Origin of the sequence: Legionella micdadei, from assembly GCF_000953635.1 — a bacterium.
GTDB classification, from domain to species: Bacteria; Pseudomonadota; Gammaproteobacteria; order Legionellales; family Legionellaceae; genus Tatlockia; species Tatlockia micdadei.
On the sequence record NZ_LN614830.1, the window covers coordinates 2,366,425 to 2,384,740 of the forward strand.

Sequence of the window (18,316 nt, forward strand, 5' to 3'; positions counted from 1 at the left end):
TACCGCAAATAAATTAACTACGATGAAAAAAAATCTTATTCTTTTACTTGTTTCATTTGCCATGCTTATGGAGGCAATTGACACCACAGTAATCAACACAGCTATTCCGGTTATGGCAAAAAGTTTTAAAGTTAATCCAATTGATTTAAAAATAGCCCTAATCAGCTATCTTTTAAGCTTAGCAATCTTCATTCCGATTAGTGGGTGGATTGCAGACAAATTTGGGGTTAAGAAAGTATTTATGGGAGCATTGGCTTTTTTTACGTTAAGTTCCATTTGGTGTGGCTTTACCCAAAATTTACCAGAATTGATTATTGCCCGCATACTGCAAGGGCTGGGTGGATCGTTAACATTACCAGTAGGACGATTGATCATTATCCGCACTTGTGAACGCCATGAATTAGTAGCCAAAATGTCAATTGTTGTCATGGTTGCTGCCCTGGGTATGATGTCCGGCCCAGTAGTTGGCGGTTTCATTACGTTTCATTTATCTTGGCGTTGGATTTTCTGGATAAATGCGCCTATTGGCTTTTTTACTTTATTACTGGCAACTAAATTACTTCCAGAGATGCCGCCCCGCCCAGTCCACTCACTCGATAAAATAGGCTTTATCTTGTTTGGCAGTAGCCTTGCCATTTTAACATTTGGTTTGGCAACCCTTAGTGAATCCGATGTTGAAAATTCGCAATCAGCCACAATCATTGCTGTATCTTGTTTTCTTTTCTTTTTTTATTGCTGGCATTCTAAGAATAAACAATATCCAATTGTTAAAGTTGAATTATTAGGCATTAGAACTTTTAAAGTGTCTGTTATCGGCAATTTACTTGCCCGCTTAGGATTTGGCGGAATCCCCTTTTTGCTGCCATTACTTTTTCAAGTGAGTTTAGGATATTCCCCTCAATTATCAGGGTTACTTTTAGCGCCTATTGCTTTAGGCGTACTTATAGTAAAGCCTTTGTCACTTCGTATTTTGCGCCTTTTTGGTTATAAGAAATTACTGTTACTCAATACTTTTTTAGTAGGATTATCCCTTTGGTCTTTTTTATGGGTCAATCAAACTACATCGCTTGTCATTATTGTCCTACTGACCTTTTTTTATGGGTTTCTAATTGCATTACAGTACACAGGCATGAATTCTTTAGCTTATGCTAATGTTGAGCAAGAAAATATTAGCGCCGCAACGAGTATTATGAGTACAGTTCAACAACTTTCGCAAAGTTTTGGTGTAGCAGTTGCAGCAATTCTGGTCCGCTTTTTTTCAGTAACCTCGCATCCTCTTGAATTAACCCTGAAAACATTTCATGCATCTTTTTTCACGTTAGGCATTATTACTTTATGCTCAGGAGGCATTTTTATCATACTTAAAAAAGAGGATGGACATGAGCTAATTGAGCATGGAAGGTAAATTAGAGTCTGTCTAATTCATGACCGCTATCACAACATTGAGATAAGAAGCAAAAATAAGCCAGAGAACATAAGGTATGATCAATAAAGTGATCCCTTTTTGTTTATTTTTAACTTTCATCATAATAACCCAGTTCAAGACGGTTAGGCTAACAAGCCAAATGGCGCTAAATTTCAACCAATGAAGCTGGAAAAAGAGTGGCGTCCAGAGCCAATTCATAAGCATCTGCGCCGCAAATAAATAATAGATTGATTTATAATGATGTTCGTTTTTGTGGCCTGACAAAGTCCAACCAATTACTGCCAGCAAAACATACAGTACTGTCCAAACAATAGAAAACACTGCTCCTGGAGGGGTTAAAGATGATTTATTTAGGCTCTCATACCATGGATGAATATTGGTTTGTGTGAACAACCCTAATAAAAATCCGATCGCTTGAAAGACAACAATCCAAATAATCAATTTAGCCATGTTTTTTAGGTGCAAAATCGTCTCTCCAAATTTGGGCTAGACCTTCGCGAAAGGTAGGGTACTTCAAGCTTACATGAAGCTCCTCTTTCATTTTTAAATTAGAAACACGCCGGTTATTACCATAAAACTCTTGTTCCATTGGTGATAAAGATGCCTCTGAAAATGGAACTAAGGGTGGCGGCTCCCGATGGAGCAAAGCAGCAGCATAGTGATCTACCGTATGCGCGGGTGCTGGCTCATCGTCCGATACATTGTAAATAGATAGGGGGTTAATGGCATTCATCGACGCTAGAAGAACAGAAGCTATATCACCTACATGGATACGGCAAAAAACCTGCCCTTCTTTAAATACGCTGTACTTTTTCCCCTTTTGCAATCGTTCAATCGCATTCCGCCCTGGTCCATAAATACCCGATAGCCTAAAGACATGAAGAGGCAATTGATTTAGTTTTGCAAACGATAACCAGGCTTGCTCTGCTTTTAACCGTGTAATACCCGTTGGCGTATGAGGTATGCACACGGTTTTTTCATCAACCCATCTCCCCTGATGATCGCCATAGACACCGGTAGATGAAAGATATCCCAACCATTGAAAATGACGAGCTTGCTTTCTGATTAAGCCGCCGTATTTTGTTAAGACTAAGTCACTCATGGTGCTTGTGGGGGGAATAGCAATTAAAATATAACTCGATTGACCTATATAATCTTCCATCTTGGGGGAATTAAAATCAATTAATTTGACGCCTTGAGAGCCGTTGGACTCCTGTTCATCGAGCGAACGCTTTGTCCCGATTACCCTGAAACCTTGTGATATCAGTTTTGATGAAAGTACTTTAGCTGTGTAACCAAAGCCAAAAATTAAAAAATAAGGCTTCATACACTTCTCTTCTTTTTTAACTGATTATAATAAGCCATTGCGATGGCGCGAGCTTCATTATGATTAACTATAGGTCTTGGATATTTGGTTTGTCCGTAAATCTCAGCGGAATTAACCGCTTCCCAAGGGGCATGGATGACCTCATTTTTTAAAGAAGACAGTTCAGGAACCCAACGACGAATATATGACCCATCAGGATCAAATTTTTGACTTTGTAGCACCGGATTAAAAATACGAAAATATGGTGCAGCATCAGCACCACAGCCTGCAACCCACTGCCAACTTGCACTATTATTGGCTAGATCCGCATCAACTAAGGTATCCAAAAACCAATCAGCCCCTAGGCGCCAATCAATAAACAATCCCTTAGTGAGAAAAGATGCAGCAATCATACGTACTCGATTATGCATATAGCCAGTAGCCCATAGCTCTCTCATCCCTGCATCAATAATAGGATAACCTGTCATTCCCTTTTGCCAACATGTTAATAATTGTTCATCGTTATGCCAAGGAAAAGCATCAAATTCTTTTTTAAAATTCTCATAGGACAAGGTCGGCACATGGTAAAGAAGATAATAAGAAAATTCTCTCCAACCCAACTCTGATAAGAAATGTTCTGCAGAAACTAAGTCACAGTTGGGATCCAGCTTTGCTAATTCAACAGCTCTTAAAATAGACCACGGATTTATTTCACCAAAGTGTAGATGGGGAGATAGTCGTGAAGTAGCCTGTTTTATAGGGAAGTTACGATTTGTCTTATAGCCATTAAGATGATGGGCTATGAAATGGCATAATTTTTGTTGCGCCCCCTCCTCACCTGGAGTCCAAAAAACGGGGAATTGAGAAGCCCAACCCAGGCTCGGTAAAAGCCCCCATTCGTTAAGTTTATCACTGACAGTATCTATGCCGGTAGGTCGATTGATTATTTCATTAGCCGGTTGCGGGAAAAGGGGTTGTCTGCAAGCATTCCAATAAGGAGTAAACACTTTAAAATAATCGCCACTTTTATTCTTAATAGTCCACGGTTCATGCAATAGGCTCCCATTAAAACTGAGCACTTCTAATCCAAGCTCTTGCATGGAACTCTTAATTCGCTTATCGCGTTCAATGACTAAAGGTTCGTAACAACGATTCCAATAAATAGCGTTTATAGAGCAGGTGTTAACTAACTCTAAAATAACCTCCAAGGGATTGCCTTTGCGTAAAACAAGTTTTAGCCCCAACTTATCATTTAGCGAATTCTTTAACGAATTAAGGCTATGATGAAGCCACCACGCCTGTGCTTGTCCAAGAACACTGTTTTTTCCATCCAAAATATAGAGAGGAATAATGTTTTTGTGCCGGGTACAGGCCTCAAATAATGCGGGATTATCGGTTAATCGTAAATCTTGTCTAAACCAAACAAGGGCAGTAGTCATATTTTATCCAGCACCAGATTAGTTATGTACCGATTGAGTGTAAGTTATGGATTGCAAAATTTTTCACTTTAATAATCTCCTCTTATCCATCTTCATGGATTCCTAAAAGGGATTTTAGTTCTTGTTTTGTCTTGTCGTAGCTGGAAGTTTGCCAACTGACGAGGGTAGCATGACCTACTTTCCGATTAGGCCGTGGTGTTTTTTCATAATCATGGTAATGAACCCCCGCATACTTCAAGCAGGTTTGGATGGGGAGCATCTCCCCTATAAAATTAAGTAAAAAACAATCGCCTAAAAAGGAGGCACTTCCTAAAGGAAGATCAAAAATTGCCCGCAAATGGTTTTCAAACTGACTCGTTGCCGCACCTTCAATGGTTAAATGCCCAGAATTATGCACTCGTGGAGCAATTTCATTCACCATTACCCTATGTCCATCATAAAAAAACTCTACCGTTATAACCCCGACATAATTTAACTCATCTAAAATGATCGTTGTGATTCTTCTGCACTCTTCTTCAAGAACTTTGTTTTTGAACGGGGCCTCAGACCAGCGCAATATCCCTTCTTTGTGATGATTGTGTATTAATGGATAAAATTGGATATCAGCTTTTTTGTTGCGCACAGCAATCTGCGATATTTCATATTGAAAAGGAACAAATTTTTCCAAAATCAAGGGTTGCTGTTGCAATTCTTGCCACGCTAACGGCAATTCAGAATGATTTCGGATAAGGAATTGTCCTTTTCCATCATATCCCATACGCCTCGTCTTTAATATGGCTGGTAGACCAATCTTATCAATCCCATCCTCAAGCTGTTTCATAGTATTGACTTCGGTAAATTCAGCAGTTGCGATACCAAGCGATTTAAGAAAGGATTTTTCAAGATACCTATCTTGTGAAATTTTTAACGCATTGATAGAAGGATAGACAGGTTTTATGCTATTGATAAACTCCACTGCATCTAGGGGAATATTTTCTGTTTCAAGCGTCACAAAATCTGCGTTCTCTAAAAAATGCTTTAGAACGTTTTTATCGGTGTACTCTCCCTTTATCACTACACTTAAGTTTTCTGCACAAGCCTCTTTATTGGGATCGAGGCATATGGTTTTAATTCCTAAAGTATGGGCGCTCATTGATAGCATTCTTGCTAATTGCCCACCACCCAAAATGCCAATTTTCATCTTAAACGGTTCCTAATTGTGGTGAATCGGCCTCAAGCACTTTACGGGTTTGCTCTTCACGATAAGATTTTAGCTTACTTTTAATGTCTGGATATTTATTTGCGAGCATTGCAGCTGCTAATAACGAGGCATTAATGGCACCAGCTTTTCCAATTGCTAAAGTACCAACCGGTATTCCTGATGGCATTTGAACTATGGACAATAACGAATCTAGTCCATTTAATATTTCTAGCGGAACAGGAACCCCCAATACTGGAAGTATCGTTTTTGAAGCAACCATGCCGGGCAGATGAGCAGCCCCACCAGCACCTGCAATAATAATTTCCAAGCCTAAAGACTCTGCATTATTTGCGTACTCAATTAATCTGTCTGGCGTGCGATGGGCAGAAACAATTTTGGTTTCATAATTTATACTTAGAGTCTCAAGTGTCTCTGCTGCATGGGATAATATTCTCCAATCACTTTTTGACCCCATAATAATACCAACTAAAGCGCGTTTTTTACTCATCGTTGCTCCAAACCCTACCATATATTAGGGATTACAATAATTACAAAACTCAGGATTGGCATACTCCAAACCATCCTGTCTTGGCTTAGATTCCTCATAACAACATTGTACACAACCATATAATTCGAATTTATAAAGAGTAGTGGGTGAATTACAAATTTGACATAATAAATTGTCTTGCGTTTTTTTAAAACCAAATCCGGGTGCCAAGCAATGCGGGCAGTTAGTTTTAATGCGATTCGCAAGTTTAATTGCTAATTCGGATAAAATTTTCATCCTTGTAGGATTCATCATGGCGCGCATATCGGTTGTAAGCAACAAGCGATCTTCTATTTCGTAACCTGTAGTTAAATAAGTTTGAAGTGATTGAATGTCATTAATTCCTTTAGCAATGATTTGTTTCGTGGTTGCAGTTTGAATAATCAGTGCGTGTTCTGGGAAACCCATTTTTTTTAAAAAGTCATCAATATTGGTCGACGAATCAACATAGATTCTGCTGTAGTTGGTTTTTTCCGTAATTAATTGCTCTGCGATAATCCAATCCTTGGATTTATCCCAGAAAACCATAATTTCATGCCCTCCAGGTATGAACGGTATAAATGGATGCGGCCCATAACTTCCCTCGCTGGCAATGCTTAACTCATAACCAAATTTTTCTGCCGCTTCTTTTGCTTTTAAAATACAGGTTTGATACGGACTAAGCGGTCTGGGAATCTCTCCAGTGAATGTCCCATATTTATCCGTATCAAAATGCTCCGTATTAACTTGGCAATGAAGGAAAGATTCAAAAACGGGTTGGATGACTTGCTCCTTGGCGTGCTTTGTCGCCAATAAGACTTGCTTATTTTTATATTTGTCCATTATTTCTCATCCCTTCATTAAATTACTTCCCATGTATTTTTCTCATTGAGGCTGTAAGTTGAACGAGCCGTGGGGTCGATGACAACCAATGAAACCCAATGATTAAAAAATAATTTTTTCAAAATTTCGTGCTTGTCGATGATTTGAGTCACTAAATGCTTCGGAGCATAAACAATAGTTAATAACCTTAAAGGCTCGTGATAATTAGTCCTATCATCGCTTTTCACAGACTGGAGAGGTAAACCGTGCATCAGATCACTTCCGTTACCCTGCATGATACCTATTTTACCCGTAACATTCTGGGTAATTTTGCTGCCGCTTCCGTAAGCAATATTGTCAAGAGTCGAAAACAGATACTGGTTATTAATCCATTGAGTTACGACCATTGGAGCAGTTAAAATGGTTTCAAGGCAACTACCGTGCGTATCCTCTTGCCAATCATAAGAGTGCAAGAAACACCTTCCATCCAAATTGATGTTCTCGGTTAAACTACGAGGCCCCACAATAAATGCAGCATTTCGGGCTAGCCCCCATTCCGGTCTTACCTCGGACCAATCAGAACTTCTTCTGACAATGTCGTCTGCTTTGGAAGCAGATTTTGCTAATTTGGCCTTTCTTTCAATATTCGTCTCTTTTCTTGCATCAGCGAATGCAATCTTAAGCTTTCTCAGAATGGCTTGGTTCATAGGCTTTTTCTGATCGGTATAGAGAGTAATTTCATCGGTGGTTGTATTATGCAGGGCAGCATAAAACACGGTATCGGATGGGATGATTATTCCTTTTTCAGCAAGTCCAGTGCGAATATCCGCCTTATTTAATAAAGTGGCGAGCAATTTTGCATTAGTGCTTCCAGGGTTTCCACCACAAGCACCGCAGTCCAAAGCAGAGGCATAGGGATTATTCTGGGTGGTACTCCCATGGCCACAAAGCAGCACAACTTTAGCAAAATTTTTGGTTAACCCCATCAACCTTAGTATTGCCTCTGCGTAGCTCAATTGTTCCTCTTTTGCAATCCCACGATTAGGTTTAGAAGGATCTGGGTCAAAAACTGGCTTTGTCCTTAATGAAGGTGCTATCAGCTCATTTACCCAATTAGTTAAGTGGGTATACATAATGGGTGAACAAGATTTCATAAACATAGTTAATCCACACCAAGCTCCCAAAAACTCAGCGAGTGCAAAAGGCGTAGAGAAGTTATATTTAAGTTGGTAATACACATTGCTCAAAGTGTTTTTAATTTTTTTGCCCTGTTTATGGCGGGTAACACAGCTTAATTGAGAATCAACCGGCGTCTCATCAATGGTAAATTTGGGTTTCAATAACACAGGACATAACTCTTTATCTTTTCCAGTGTCGACATCACAAGTCTTGATCGGTAAACCGAAGAAACCTGCGAATCCTAATGTTTCATAACAACCTTGTTTCTCGATGGCACGACGGAAAGGTTCAGATCGAACATCAATACAAAATACCAACTGAGCATCTGGCCTGGCCATGTCTTTTTTGCTTGTCTTAAGATCGTATAAAATTTTAATTAAAAGATCGTTTCTGAACCATCGTTCTTTCGCTTTCATTTCCTTGAGGAACTCTGCTGACAGTGAAGATTGATTTTCATGACTTGTTTTTTTTCCAGCTTCAGGCCAAAGAAGACAAGTTATGACCAATCTTATAGCAAGGAAATCAACCAAATTACTGGAAAATCGGGAGCTTCGCGAAGACCATTCACCCATCCATTTGATATACCCTGCCCATCCAGGTAAATAACATAATGTTCTTTCAATAAACTTTTCTTGCTCGCAAGATGGGATACCAAGCTGTTTAAAGCAATAGATTATGGCTTGTTCAGCATTATGAGGTAAACTTACAAGCCAGGATTTATTTGTTTTGTTTTTCTGGTGTAATGTACTATCGTAAAGGGCTAAGCTGATAAAAGCCGCATAAAACCCTTTTTCCTTATTCGGCATAGTAATGGCGCTTTGCCCTGAATCAAGAAAAGCGCTACACCATTTAATCATCTGGCGATTGACTTCTTCAAGTTTGGGCTCCACTTGTGCATTTTTATTAAGCTGACTTTCTAAGACAGCCTCTTCAAAATTTAACGATTCATAGCCATGCAAGGAATTACATGCAATGAATGTTTCAAGCGGCCATACCGGTGTAAGCAATGTGGCAGCATTAGCCACCATGGCAGAGATGCTCTTAGGTTGGTTACTCTCAAAACTAAACTTATTCGCTGGTTGCTGATTGAGTGAATCTGATAGGTGAAGTTTCATGTTAACCCCTTAGTACTGATAAGTTTTACGGTTAGTGGTAATTGTTTTAGGATGCGGTTGGCTCTCATTGAGCATTCTTGTATAAATGAAGGCCCATAGTTTTGTCTTTTCCAGTTGTAGATAGTTTCTTAGGTTGAACGTAAGCCATACGGTTACAAACAGGATTAATGCTATTACTTGCACCCCATTGAGCGAAGTGGATTGGACTGTTGCAATACCTGTGAAAAATTCAATCAGGTGTATACTCTCTCCGTATAACCAACCCGTCAGGAAAGAAACCATGATTACGAGCAATTTCATAAGCTTAAAATTGCTTGCCCTTATTAATGTGTCAGATAATTGCGCCCCTGCCATGAAAGTGAAAACTAAGAGAAAGCTTGTTGCTTGGAGAGGAAAAATTGGCTTCTCAGTGACCATCGCAAAACTAAAAGCACTTGCTAACCCGCCCAACATTGCAAAAAAGAGACTAAACCTTTTTGCAGAGAAGAAGCGAGTTTCAATACGGCGTTGCTGGACAACTGAACCAGAGCTCAAGAATAAGTACGATTTAAATAATCCATGCCAACATAAGTGAGCCACTGCAGCTGGAAATAGACCTAACCCGCACTGCATCATCATAAAGCCCATCTGGGCCATCGTAGAGCAAGCCAACATTCGTTTAATGCTATTCTGGATTAATTTCCATAGACTCCCTAAGAAAGCAGTTGTTGCCCCTAATATAAACACTAAATTGAGAATAGCTTGATCGCCCATCAAGATGGGAGAGAATTTGACTAACAACAATCCTCCACCATTTACTAGACCAGCGTGCATCAGGGCAGAAACAGGGGTTGGCGAATTGAGTGAGCTTAAAAGCCAACGATGAAATGGCCAAATTGCAGATTGGGTAAACGCCGCAAAAACAACGAGCAAAATCGCCGCAGTCAAGATTGGCGAATCGAATTGTTTTAATTGGATGTTAACTGATTCAATTGAAAAACTTCCAGTCAGAATGTAAAACAACGTAAAGGAAAGGAGAAGTGCCAAACTGCCAGGCATCAAGATTTTCATTGTCAAAATGCCGGAATTTTTTGCCGCTTCCCACTCTGTCTTATGGATCATCAGAATGACTAAGAGAATATTACTAAGGAACCAGGCGAACCAGAAAAGGATCAAATGATTAGCAAAAGCCATCACAGTAGCCGTTAAAGTAATCAGGGATAGCCTCCGGAAATACAGGCAGTAGTGCCTGTCTCCATCCATATAGCGCTTTGAAAATTGATGAACGACAAAACTGACAAATAAAATCAAAGCGGCTGTTAAAAAGCTTAAATTGCTTAAGCTGAATAATTCATTGGCAGTAAAACTTCTGCTTGGGTTAGTGAAAAGTGTAAATAAACCAATAATCAAGGCAATCCCTGTTAAAAAAGAAGAACATTTCGCACCTATTACTGATTTTTTTTCACTGACTAAGTGATTGATAAACGTGCTGATAATAAGAGGCAGCAATATTGCAACAAACAACAGTTCATTGCAGTTCGATAAGTTCATAAGCGACTCCATTAGAATTTATGTTTTTCTTGATTTAATATATAAGCGATACTAATATTAGTAAAATTAAAAATTTTTATTTTTGTTATAAGGAATTCTTATAAATGTCGCTTGATACGGTTACCTTGCAATGTTTTCTCGCTGTAGCAGAAACCAACAGTTTTACTAAAGCCGCTGAACGAGTTGGGCGCACTCAATCAGCGATTAGTCAACAGATTGCCAAACTGGAAAACCTGGTAGAAAAACCTCTGTTTAATAGAGGTAAGACTCTATCTCTGACGACCGATGGGGAGCTCTTCTTAAGTTATGCAAAACGAATTTATGAATTACACCGTGAGTCACTTGATTACTTCAAAGCACCTGAAATTCATGGGGAGATTAGACTCGGCTTACCTGAAGATTTTGCGAGTATGATTTTATCGGATGTTTTAGTGGAATTTGGACGGTTGCATCCAAGAGTGATCCTCAATGTTGAATGTGATCTTTCACTAAACCTAATAGATAAATTTAATCAGGATAAATTCGATTTAATTCTGATTAAAACTAATTCACAAGAAGATACGCCTGTGGTTAATATTTGGTCTGAACCTGTTGAATGGATAGGCAAAAAAGAACTACTACCAACTTTTTCTGAAAATGGGGTAGTTCCCTTAGTGTTATCACCTTCACCTTGTATTTATCGAGACAATGTCATTAATTCACTGAATAGAAATAAAATTAAATGGAGATTGGTTTATAGTAGCCCAAGTTATGCAGGTAAAATGGCAGCTGTGCGCGCTGGATTAGGTATAACCGCTATCCAACGAACCTTAATTCCTCCCTATCTTGAGCGCTTAGATTTCGAATTTTTACCGTCTTTGAAAGATATTCGTGTCTGCCTGTTGAAAAAAAATAATCAAAGTAAAGCGATAGAATCCCTTGAATTTTTTTTATTGAAAAAACTTAAGCATTAGTGATTTAATGATTTTTAGTATTGCACTGGGAAGCTATCCAAAAGATAAGGACAGAAAGAATGACGAAGGAAGTTTCTCTCACAGCAGAAGCATTAGATAGGTCAACCATTCTGTCAATTGTCATTATTAGTGTGTTGGTCAGTATTTTGTCTCTGATTGTTCCCATTGCTGCCCAGACATTGGTTAATTTAATTGCCTTTGGCAAATTATTGCAGCCCGTGTTTACTCTAAGCTTTATGGTTTTCATCTTAATGGCTAGTTTGGGAGCCCTGAGTGTTTGGCAGCTGATTATCATAGAAACAATTCAACAGAAGTTGATGGTAAAAATAAGCTTAAATCTAACCGAACAACTCGCCCACTTATCAATAAATAGTTTTTCAACCCACTATGGGCCTGAATTAGTCAATCGCTTTTTTGAAATTGTAACTGTAAAAAAATCGCTTGCTAGCTTGTTAATTTATGGAATCAATTTGGGGCTACAAGTGTTTTTTGGCTTAATTTTGCTTTTGGCCTATCATCCTCTTTTTATTATTTTTGATGGCTTTATTATCATTAGCGTTCTACTCATCGTTTTCCTTCCTCACCGCAAAGCCATGGATTCTGCAAAACAGGAATGTGATAAGAAACACAAGATTGGCACATGGCTAGAGGAAATTCTGATCAACCGCTTTTTATTCAAATTCAATTTTTATGATCAATTTGTCCTTCGAGAAACAGATCGCAGACTTGTCGAATTCCTCAAGGTGAGAAATCAACATTTTAAAGAACTAATCAAGCAGCAAACTGGTTTTTATGTTTTATCGGCTCTGGCAACTAGCCTTCTACTGGGTTTAGGTGGGTATCTTGTTATCAATAACCAATTAAGTCTTGGCCAGTTGGTCGCATCGGAGATAGTTCTCGGATCATTCATCTATGCATTCAAGCGATTCGGAACATTATTGGAAAACTACTATGACTTGAGGGCATCATCAGACAAAATAGGTGCACTCCTCAATCTTCCTACTGAGAAAGTACAAAAATCACTCGGTTTTCTCTCTCCATTAGATCATATTCGATTACAATTTAATGCTAATTATGAAGCAGTAGTCACACTTAGCCGACCTCTCATCATAAAAACAGACAGCTCCGACTTGTGCCAGAATCTTGTTGAGGAATTATTCGGCTTCACAAAACATAATCTCTTGGAAATCGATATCAATGGAGTCCCCTGTGATAATAAGCATCTTGTCCCCCTTCGCCATCACAGCCTTCTTATTACGGGTGTCCAATGGTTTGCAGGCAGTATTTACGACAACCTATTTTTAAGTCACAAGAGTATTGCAAACAAAGAAGTCTATGCTTTACTTGAGCGATTACGTTTAATTGAAAAAATTAGAAAGCTACCCGAAGACCTTCAGACCGTAATCTATGATTGGCAAAGTGTATTTACTGAAGTTGAGCTAACAAAACTGATGATAGCGCGCGCTTTTTTCTTAAAACCGCAGCTTTTGGTTATCGATAGGAGCCTCGACTTGTTCGACTCACAGACACTTCAAGAAATATTAATTTTATTACAAAGCTTAGACAGAACCCTTTTAATCATCTTAAGTAAACGATCAGACTTGCCATTATCCCCTCACTTTTTAAGTGTGAATTTATGAAACTCTATTCCTATGCCATTTTAAAAAAATTACCTAAACCCCGAACAGTTATATTCATAACCTTACCCATTTTTTTAGGCGTGGTGCTGATCCTTTTGTTAACTCCATGGCAACAATTTGCATTAGGCAATGGCCGTGTTATTGCCTATTCCCCGACAGAGCGATTACATACTGTCAATTCACCCATTAGTGGACGAATAAAAAAATGGTATGTTGATGAGGGGATGACCGTCAAACCAGGTGATCCGATAGTCGATGTATCCGATAACGATCCTGAGCTTTTGTCCCGCCTTGAGCTTGAAAAACAAGCAACCTTACTTAGAGTCGAAGCAGCAAAGCAAGCAATAGCGGCAGGAAAAGCTAATGTGGATAGGCAGAAGAGGTTGTATAACGAAGGCATCAACTCAAAACGTCAATATGAACTTGCTCAGATTGAATATGCAAAATATCAAAATGATCTCGCACAAGCTAACATCGATAAACTTAATATCGATATACGCATTGCCCGACAAAAAACTCAAGTGATTAAAGCGCATGTAGCAGGTACTATTTTTAAGCGGTTGACGGGTGAAAAAAGTGTCGTTGTGAGTGCGGGACAAATTTTAGCGCAAATTATTCCTGAAACTAAGTCACGAGCCGTAGAACTTTGGATAGATGGGAACGATATTCCCTTTGTTCGCTTGAATCAGAAGGCCCAGCTGCAATTTGAGGGCTGGCCGGCGATTCAATTTCGCGGATGGCCTGAAATTGCTGTAGGAACTTTTGGCGGCACTGTTGCTTTCATTGATCCAACAGATAATGGTCAGGGCCTATTCCGTGCGGTTATTGTGCCAAACGAGCCTTGGCCTAACATACGATTTTTAAGACAAGGAGTCCTAGTTCATGGCTGGATCCAGTTAGGTAAAGTGCCGTTATGGTATGAGCTTTGGCGTCAATTCAATGGGTTCCCTCCTGAAAGCGATAATGAGTACAGGAAGTTATGATTAATTATTTAATTAGAAAATATACTAGTCTTTTCCATGCAATTTTTCTAATCATGTTTCTTTTGTGCTCCCCAAACAGCTTTTCCAGGGCCAACCAAGAATTAAAGCTGGCAGATATCCTTGAAAAAGTTGATCAATTTTATCCACAAGTGATCATTGCTTATTTAGAAATAAGCAAAGCTCAAGGGGATTATATCAGTGCACTTGGCAAGTTCGACCCCTCTTTGAACATTAACAGCCGCTCTCAACCTTTTGGTGGGTACGTTAATACGCATATAGATAACGAAGTAGTAGTGCCCACACTAAAAAATGGCTTGAAATTGTTTGGCGGATACCGGATTGGACGAGGTGATTGGCCCATCTATTACCAAAATTACCTCACCAATTCTGGAGGGGAATATCGAGTGGGCTTATCTTTTCCTTTGCTCAGGAACAGAGCAATTGATAAAGAAAGAACGGCTCTTTTTACCCAAGCAGAAACAATTCATCTAAACAATCAAAATGCAGCTTCAACAAAAATAAAAATATATCAAGAAGCCATTCAAGCTTATTGGCGATGGGTTGAAGCTGGATTTCAACTAAAAGCTTTTAGGCATTTGCTCTCCCTAGCACAAAAGAGGCAAAATGCTATTACAAAGCAAGCAACCCAGGGGGAATTAGCTAAATTGGCAATAGCAGAAAATTTACAAATGATGATCCAGCGCGAGCAATTTGTAAATCAGGGCGAGATGATGCTAGAGCAGGCCGCGATAAACCTTTCAATTTATTATCGGGATGGACGTGGTAGAAGATTAAAACCAAAAACTTCACAACTACCTCATCAGATAATGGATAAACGCATTAAAACATCAACCAGTTTTGAAAAATTAAAAAGTCATCCAGCCCTTCGCAAAATGGAAAGTTATTACCGAATCATTAAAATGAAACAAAATTTAGCCCGTAATGATTTATTACCTAACTTGGATGCCATGGCCTATACCTCCAAACAATATGGAAGCGGAGGATACCCAAGGTTAATTCCACAAGCGGCGCTGGTTGGTATTTCTTTTAAATTTCCTTTTTGCCAGCGTGAAGCAAAAGGAAGACTCTTAAGTAGCACCAGCGAGCTTCAACAAATTAAAACTAAAAAAAAATTTATCTATGAAAAATTAAGTAATGAATTAGCCAATCTTTTTATCGCCATCAGAATGTACACCCAGCAGATTAACCTACTCACCCATTCTTTGCGCTTAGCAAAGAAAGTAGAGCGCGGTGAAATAAAGAAGTTCTATGAAGGCGATAGCACCCTTTTTTTGGTAAACCAAAGGGAACAAACTTCAACGCAGGTTCGATTAGACTTAATCAATGCCCAAATAAGTTTGCAGCAGGTCAAAGATATGGTTCAATTCTTCTCATCTACCGAGCGGCAACGAATATTCCATACTCCTAAGTCTCACCCTGCGCTCCTTTCCTCGGTTACGATAAAGTAAATTTACATAAGTAAAATCTCTCTTTTATCGGTAACGGTTCATCATCTTATACTATCATGAACTTGTTGTGGCTTAACTCTTCAATGAAGACGATGGCAAAAGTGATTTCTTAAAAGTCACAATTAAATTTGAATCTTTCATTTTTGTGTCCATTGAATTTGGATCATAGCCGTGTGGCAACTGGAATGATTGACTGTAGTTGCTCTGGGAATAGCTGACACTTTTATTGTTATTATTTTCTCGAGTTATTTTTTGCGTTATGTTAGTACCTACCACCAATAGCCCTTGTTTGACAGACACATCGACCTTACTATCAGCACCTTTTGGTAGCTTTATTTTATAGATAATTTCGTTGTTGTTCTCTTGAATTTGTATATTACTTGCACTACCGAATAAATTTTGATTCGGTTGGTTCATGAGGCTATTTTGCATTTGTGAAAATTGGTTTTTGATCAATTGATCCATTGTTTGTTGCATTTTATACATTTGCTGGAATACATCGTTATTTGATTGAAAGAATGGATCGCTATCAAATGGATCTAAGACGAGTGGGTTATTATTACTATTTTGCATTTGTTTATTTTGTTTAGCCTCGAGTGCCAAAGTTCTGGTAGATATCATCGTAACAAGTACACCAGAGATTAGAATCGAAAGTAATTGTTTCTTATTCATTGAAATCTCCTCTCATTAATTTTTCGGTAGCCCAATTAAGTTATGGGCTCTTAAAAATTATTCAATGTATTTTGAGGTATACTCCTGTTATTTTCTGCATAACTCCTCGGCGGGTATCTTTGAAATTTTTAGGAAAGTAATCCATCAGCCGACTAAATTTAGGAGGCATTTTAGACAAAAATCAAATCTATTTCATGTGGATATATCCTAACAACTTATGAATTTTTTTATCAATCGGTATTTCAATTACGCTCACACCCATTTTTTTTAGTGCGCCTTGATAGGCATTCTCAATCGCCTCAATCGTATCGGCACGACAAGCTTCTGCGCCATACCCCTTAGCCAATGCGACTAGATCCAATCCTGGCAAATCTAATCCAGGCACATTAGGCGTTTTTTCCAAAAGAGCAAACGATTTTAATATTGCATACTCTTCATTTCTTAATGCGATTATTATGAGATGAACTTGATGCTGTACCGCGGTCCAAATTGATTGGACGGAATATTGGAATGAACCATCTCCAATAATTAAAATCACTGGCCTTTTGCGCCCACTCTTTTTTTCAGCTAAGGCCAAACCAACAGATGCCGGCATTCCCCAACCTAATCCTCCTGAACTCATCGCGTAAAAAGAGTCAGGTTTAGTAATAGTTCCTATTCCTGATTCTTGGAACTCATGGGAATTAGAAGGTGATTCCTCTACCAAAACATAGTCATCGGGTGTATTTAAAGAGAGGACATCAAAGACTTGTTTTGCGGTGAGAGGATAAGTTGGCGAAATTTGAGCCTGATTTCGTTTTTTCTTCACATCCGTTAAGAAATTCATTGACGAATGACGCTCTTTGACTTCTTCAAGAAGGCATTTAAGGGCAAGACGGCTATCGGAAATCAAACTATCCCCTACTGGTGATTTGGCTGCTTCATACGGATCATCAATAATTTGGATTAAAGAAGCACCTTTAGGGAGATACGCCCCTGGAATCCATGGATAATAGCGAAACACTGGAGCGCCGATCACAATCACCAGATCATGGTTATTAAGCATCTGGCTTAACAATCCTTTCCCAGAAGGTAACTCGCCTTTGAATAAACCGTGGTCTTCCGGAAATGAAACCAGTTCGGAAAACGGTCCTTTCCATACTGGCGCACCAAGCCTTTCAGCCAATAAGATAGCCTCATTCCAAGCACCGCTTCTTGCAACATCCCCTCCATAAATAAGAATCGGGTTGATGCTTTCGTTAATTCGTTTTGCGAAGGAGGATATAATTTCGGGATCAGGAGCTGTTTTCACGGAAGAAGTCCGAAAAACATCCACCGCCTCAATGTGGCAATCCCATAAATCTAACGGAATAGATACAAAAACAGGTCCTGCTGGAGCCTGGGTAGCTATTGCGTAAGCACGCATGAAGGTTCCGGGTACATCTTCAGGACGCATCACCTCATAACTCCATTTGACCCAAGGCTTTGGAAACTCGGTTGCCTCACGGTTTGTCAAAAAAGGTTCCATCAACAACATTTCCCTCGTTTGTTGGCCTGCAGTGATGATTAAAGGGGTTTTATTCAGCCGGGCAGTCAAAATGCATCCCATCGCGTTCCCCATTCCAGCTCCGGTGTGCACATTCACAATCACTGGCTTTTTTAATCCTTGAGATAAACCATCAGCGATTCCCACTACACTTGCTTCTTGCAATGCCATGACGAAATTAAAATCTTTAGGGAAATTAGCTAGAAATGTTTCTTCAGTTGACCCTGGGTTTGCAACAAAATGCTTTACATCCAATTTTCTTAATAGATTGAAAGTGACTTCTCTGACAGTCGGCATTTTATCTTCCCTAAAAAATACTTAACAATCAGTATAGTATATTTTGTGCTACCGAAATGTAATTCAGTGGCCATTTCCAATAATTTAAAGGGGCGATCTGTTCTCACCAAAAATAGGATCGATTGCAATAATCAGCAAAATCCGTTTGAATAGCTAGTCGGATTCCTCTTAATGTCCAAATAAAATACTTTGAAATGTTAATTATGCTACAATAATCAATTTTCTGGATATTCAAATTTTATCAATAACGGATG

General features: G+C 39.0%; 15 protein-coding genes. 5 read left to right on the forward strand and 10 right to left on the reverse strand.

What is annotated here, in order from left to right:
* The first annotated feature begins 22 nt into the window (after window positions 1-22).
* A complete protein-coding gene (locus LMI_RS10555; RefSeq protein ID WP_045100715.1) occupies window positions 23-1,405 on the forward strand; it encodes an MFS transporter in 1,383 nt (460 codons plus the stop codon).
* 12 nt (window positions 1,406-1,417) lie between these two features.
* Here the strand turns inward: LMI_RS10555 and LMI_RS10560 are convergent, their stop codons facing one another.
* From LMI_RS10560 to LMI_RS10595, 8 genes are all read right to left on the reverse strand, one after another.
* Window positions 1,418-1,876 (reverse strand): TspO/MBR family protein, encoded by a 459-nt coding sequence (locus tag LMI_RS10560; RefSeq protein WP_045099766.1) that lies wholly within the window; start codon window positions 1,874-1,876, stop codon window positions 1,418-1,420.
* A complete protein-coding gene (locus tag LMI_RS10565) occupies window positions 1,869-2,753 on the reverse strand; it encodes an SDR family oxidoreductase (protein WP_045099767.1) in 885 nt (294 codons plus the stop codon). The genes LMI_RS10560 and LMI_RS10565 overlap by 8 nt, the downstream gene beginning before the upstream one ends.
* Window positions 2,750-4,171, reverse strand: a complete 1,422-nt coding sequence (locus tag LMI_RS10570; RefSeq protein WP_045099768.1) for a cryptochrome/photolyase family protein — start codon at window positions 4,169-4,171, stop codon at window positions 2,750-2,752. Before LMI_RS10570 ends, LMI_RS10565 begins: the two co-directional genes overlap by 4 nt.
* 82 nt (window positions 4,172-4,253) lie before the next feature.
* Window positions 4,254-5,351 (reverse strand): 5-(carboxyamino)imidazole ribonucleotide synthase, encoded by a 1,098-nt coding sequence (locus LMI_RS10575; RefSeq protein WP_045099769.1) that lies wholly within the window; start codon window positions 5,349-5,351, stop codon window positions 4,254-4,256.
* Window position 5,352: 1 nt separating this feature from the next.
* Window positions 5,353-5,859 carry a 5-(carboxyamino)imidazole ribonucleotide mutase gene (gene purE / locus LMI_RS10580; protein ID WP_045099770.1) on the reverse strand — a complete coding sequence of 169 codons (507 nt, stop codon included), beginning with the start codon at window positions 5,857-5,859 and terminating at the stop codon, window positions 5,353-5,355.
* Between the two features lie 24 nt (window positions 5,860-5,883).
* On the reverse strand, window positions 5,884-6,720 hold the full coding sequence (locus tag LMI_RS10585) for a DUF6671 family protein (protein WP_045099771.1): 837 nt from the start codon (window positions 6,718-6,720) through the stop codon (window positions 5,884-5,886).
* 17 nt (window positions 6,721-6,737) lie between these two features.
* On the reverse strand, window positions 6,738-8,993 hold the full coding sequence (locus LMI_RS10590; protein ID WP_045099772.1) for a DUF2309 domain-containing protein: 2,256 nt from the start codon (window positions 8,991-8,993) through the stop codon (window positions 6,738-6,740).
* Window positions 8,994-9,002: 9 nt separating this feature from the next.
* On the reverse strand, window positions 9,003-10,523 hold the full coding sequence (locus LMI_RS10595) for a proton-conducting transporter transmembrane domain-containing protein (protein ID WP_052679538.1): 1,521 nt from the start codon (window positions 10,521-10,523) through the stop codon (window positions 9,003-9,005).
* A gap of 104 nt (window positions 10,524-10,627) precedes the next feature.
* Between LMI_RS10595 and LMI_RS10600 the strand changes: the two genes are divergently transcribed.
* From LMI_RS10600 to LMI_RS10615, 4 genes are read left to right on the forward strand one after another with little or no spacing between them, the layout of a single operon-like run.
* Window positions 10,628-11,476: a LysR family transcriptional regulator gene (locus LMI_RS10600; protein ID WP_045099774.1), complete on the forward strand. Its 849-nt coding sequence runs from the start codon at window positions 10,628-10,630 to the stop codon at window positions 11,474-11,476.
* Between the two features lie 59 nt (window positions 11,477-11,535).
* Complete coding sequence (locus LMI_RS10605; RefSeq protein ID WP_045099775.1) at window positions 11,536-13,116, forward strand: ABC transporter transmembrane domain-containing protein; 1,581 nt, start codon at window positions 11,536-11,538, stop codon at window positions 13,114-13,116.
* Window positions 13,113-14,099: an HlyD family secretion protein gene (locus LMI_RS10610; protein WP_045099776.1), complete on the forward strand. Its 987-nt coding sequence runs from the start codon at window positions 13,113-13,115 to the stop codon at window positions 14,097-14,099. Before LMI_RS10605 ends, LMI_RS10610 begins: the two co-directional genes overlap by 4 nt.
* The gene (locus LMI_RS10615) at window positions 14,096-15,568 is read left to right on the forward strand and encodes a TolC family protein (RefSeq protein WP_045099777.1); all 1,473 of its coding nucleotides are present in this window, start codon (window positions 14,096-14,098) and stop codon (window positions 15,566-15,568) included. Before LMI_RS10610 ends, LMI_RS10615 begins: the two co-directional genes overlap by 4 nt.
* Window positions 15,569-15,640: 72 nt before the next feature.
* Here LMI_RS10615 and LMI_RS10620 read toward each other — a convergent pair whose 3' ends face one another.
* A complete protein-coding gene (locus tag LMI_RS10620; RefSeq protein WP_045099778.1) occupies window positions 15,641-16,240 on the reverse strand; it encodes an Hsp20/alpha crystallin family protein in 600 nt (199 codons plus the stop codon).
* Between the two features lie 187 nt (window positions 16,241-16,427).
* Window positions 16,428-18,062, reverse strand: a complete 1,635-nt coding sequence (gene mdlC, locus LMI_RS10625; RefSeq protein ID WP_045099779.1) for a benzoylformate decarboxylase — start codon at window positions 18,060-18,062, stop codon at window positions 16,428-16,430.
* Window positions 18,063-18,316: the final 254 nt, after the last annotated feature.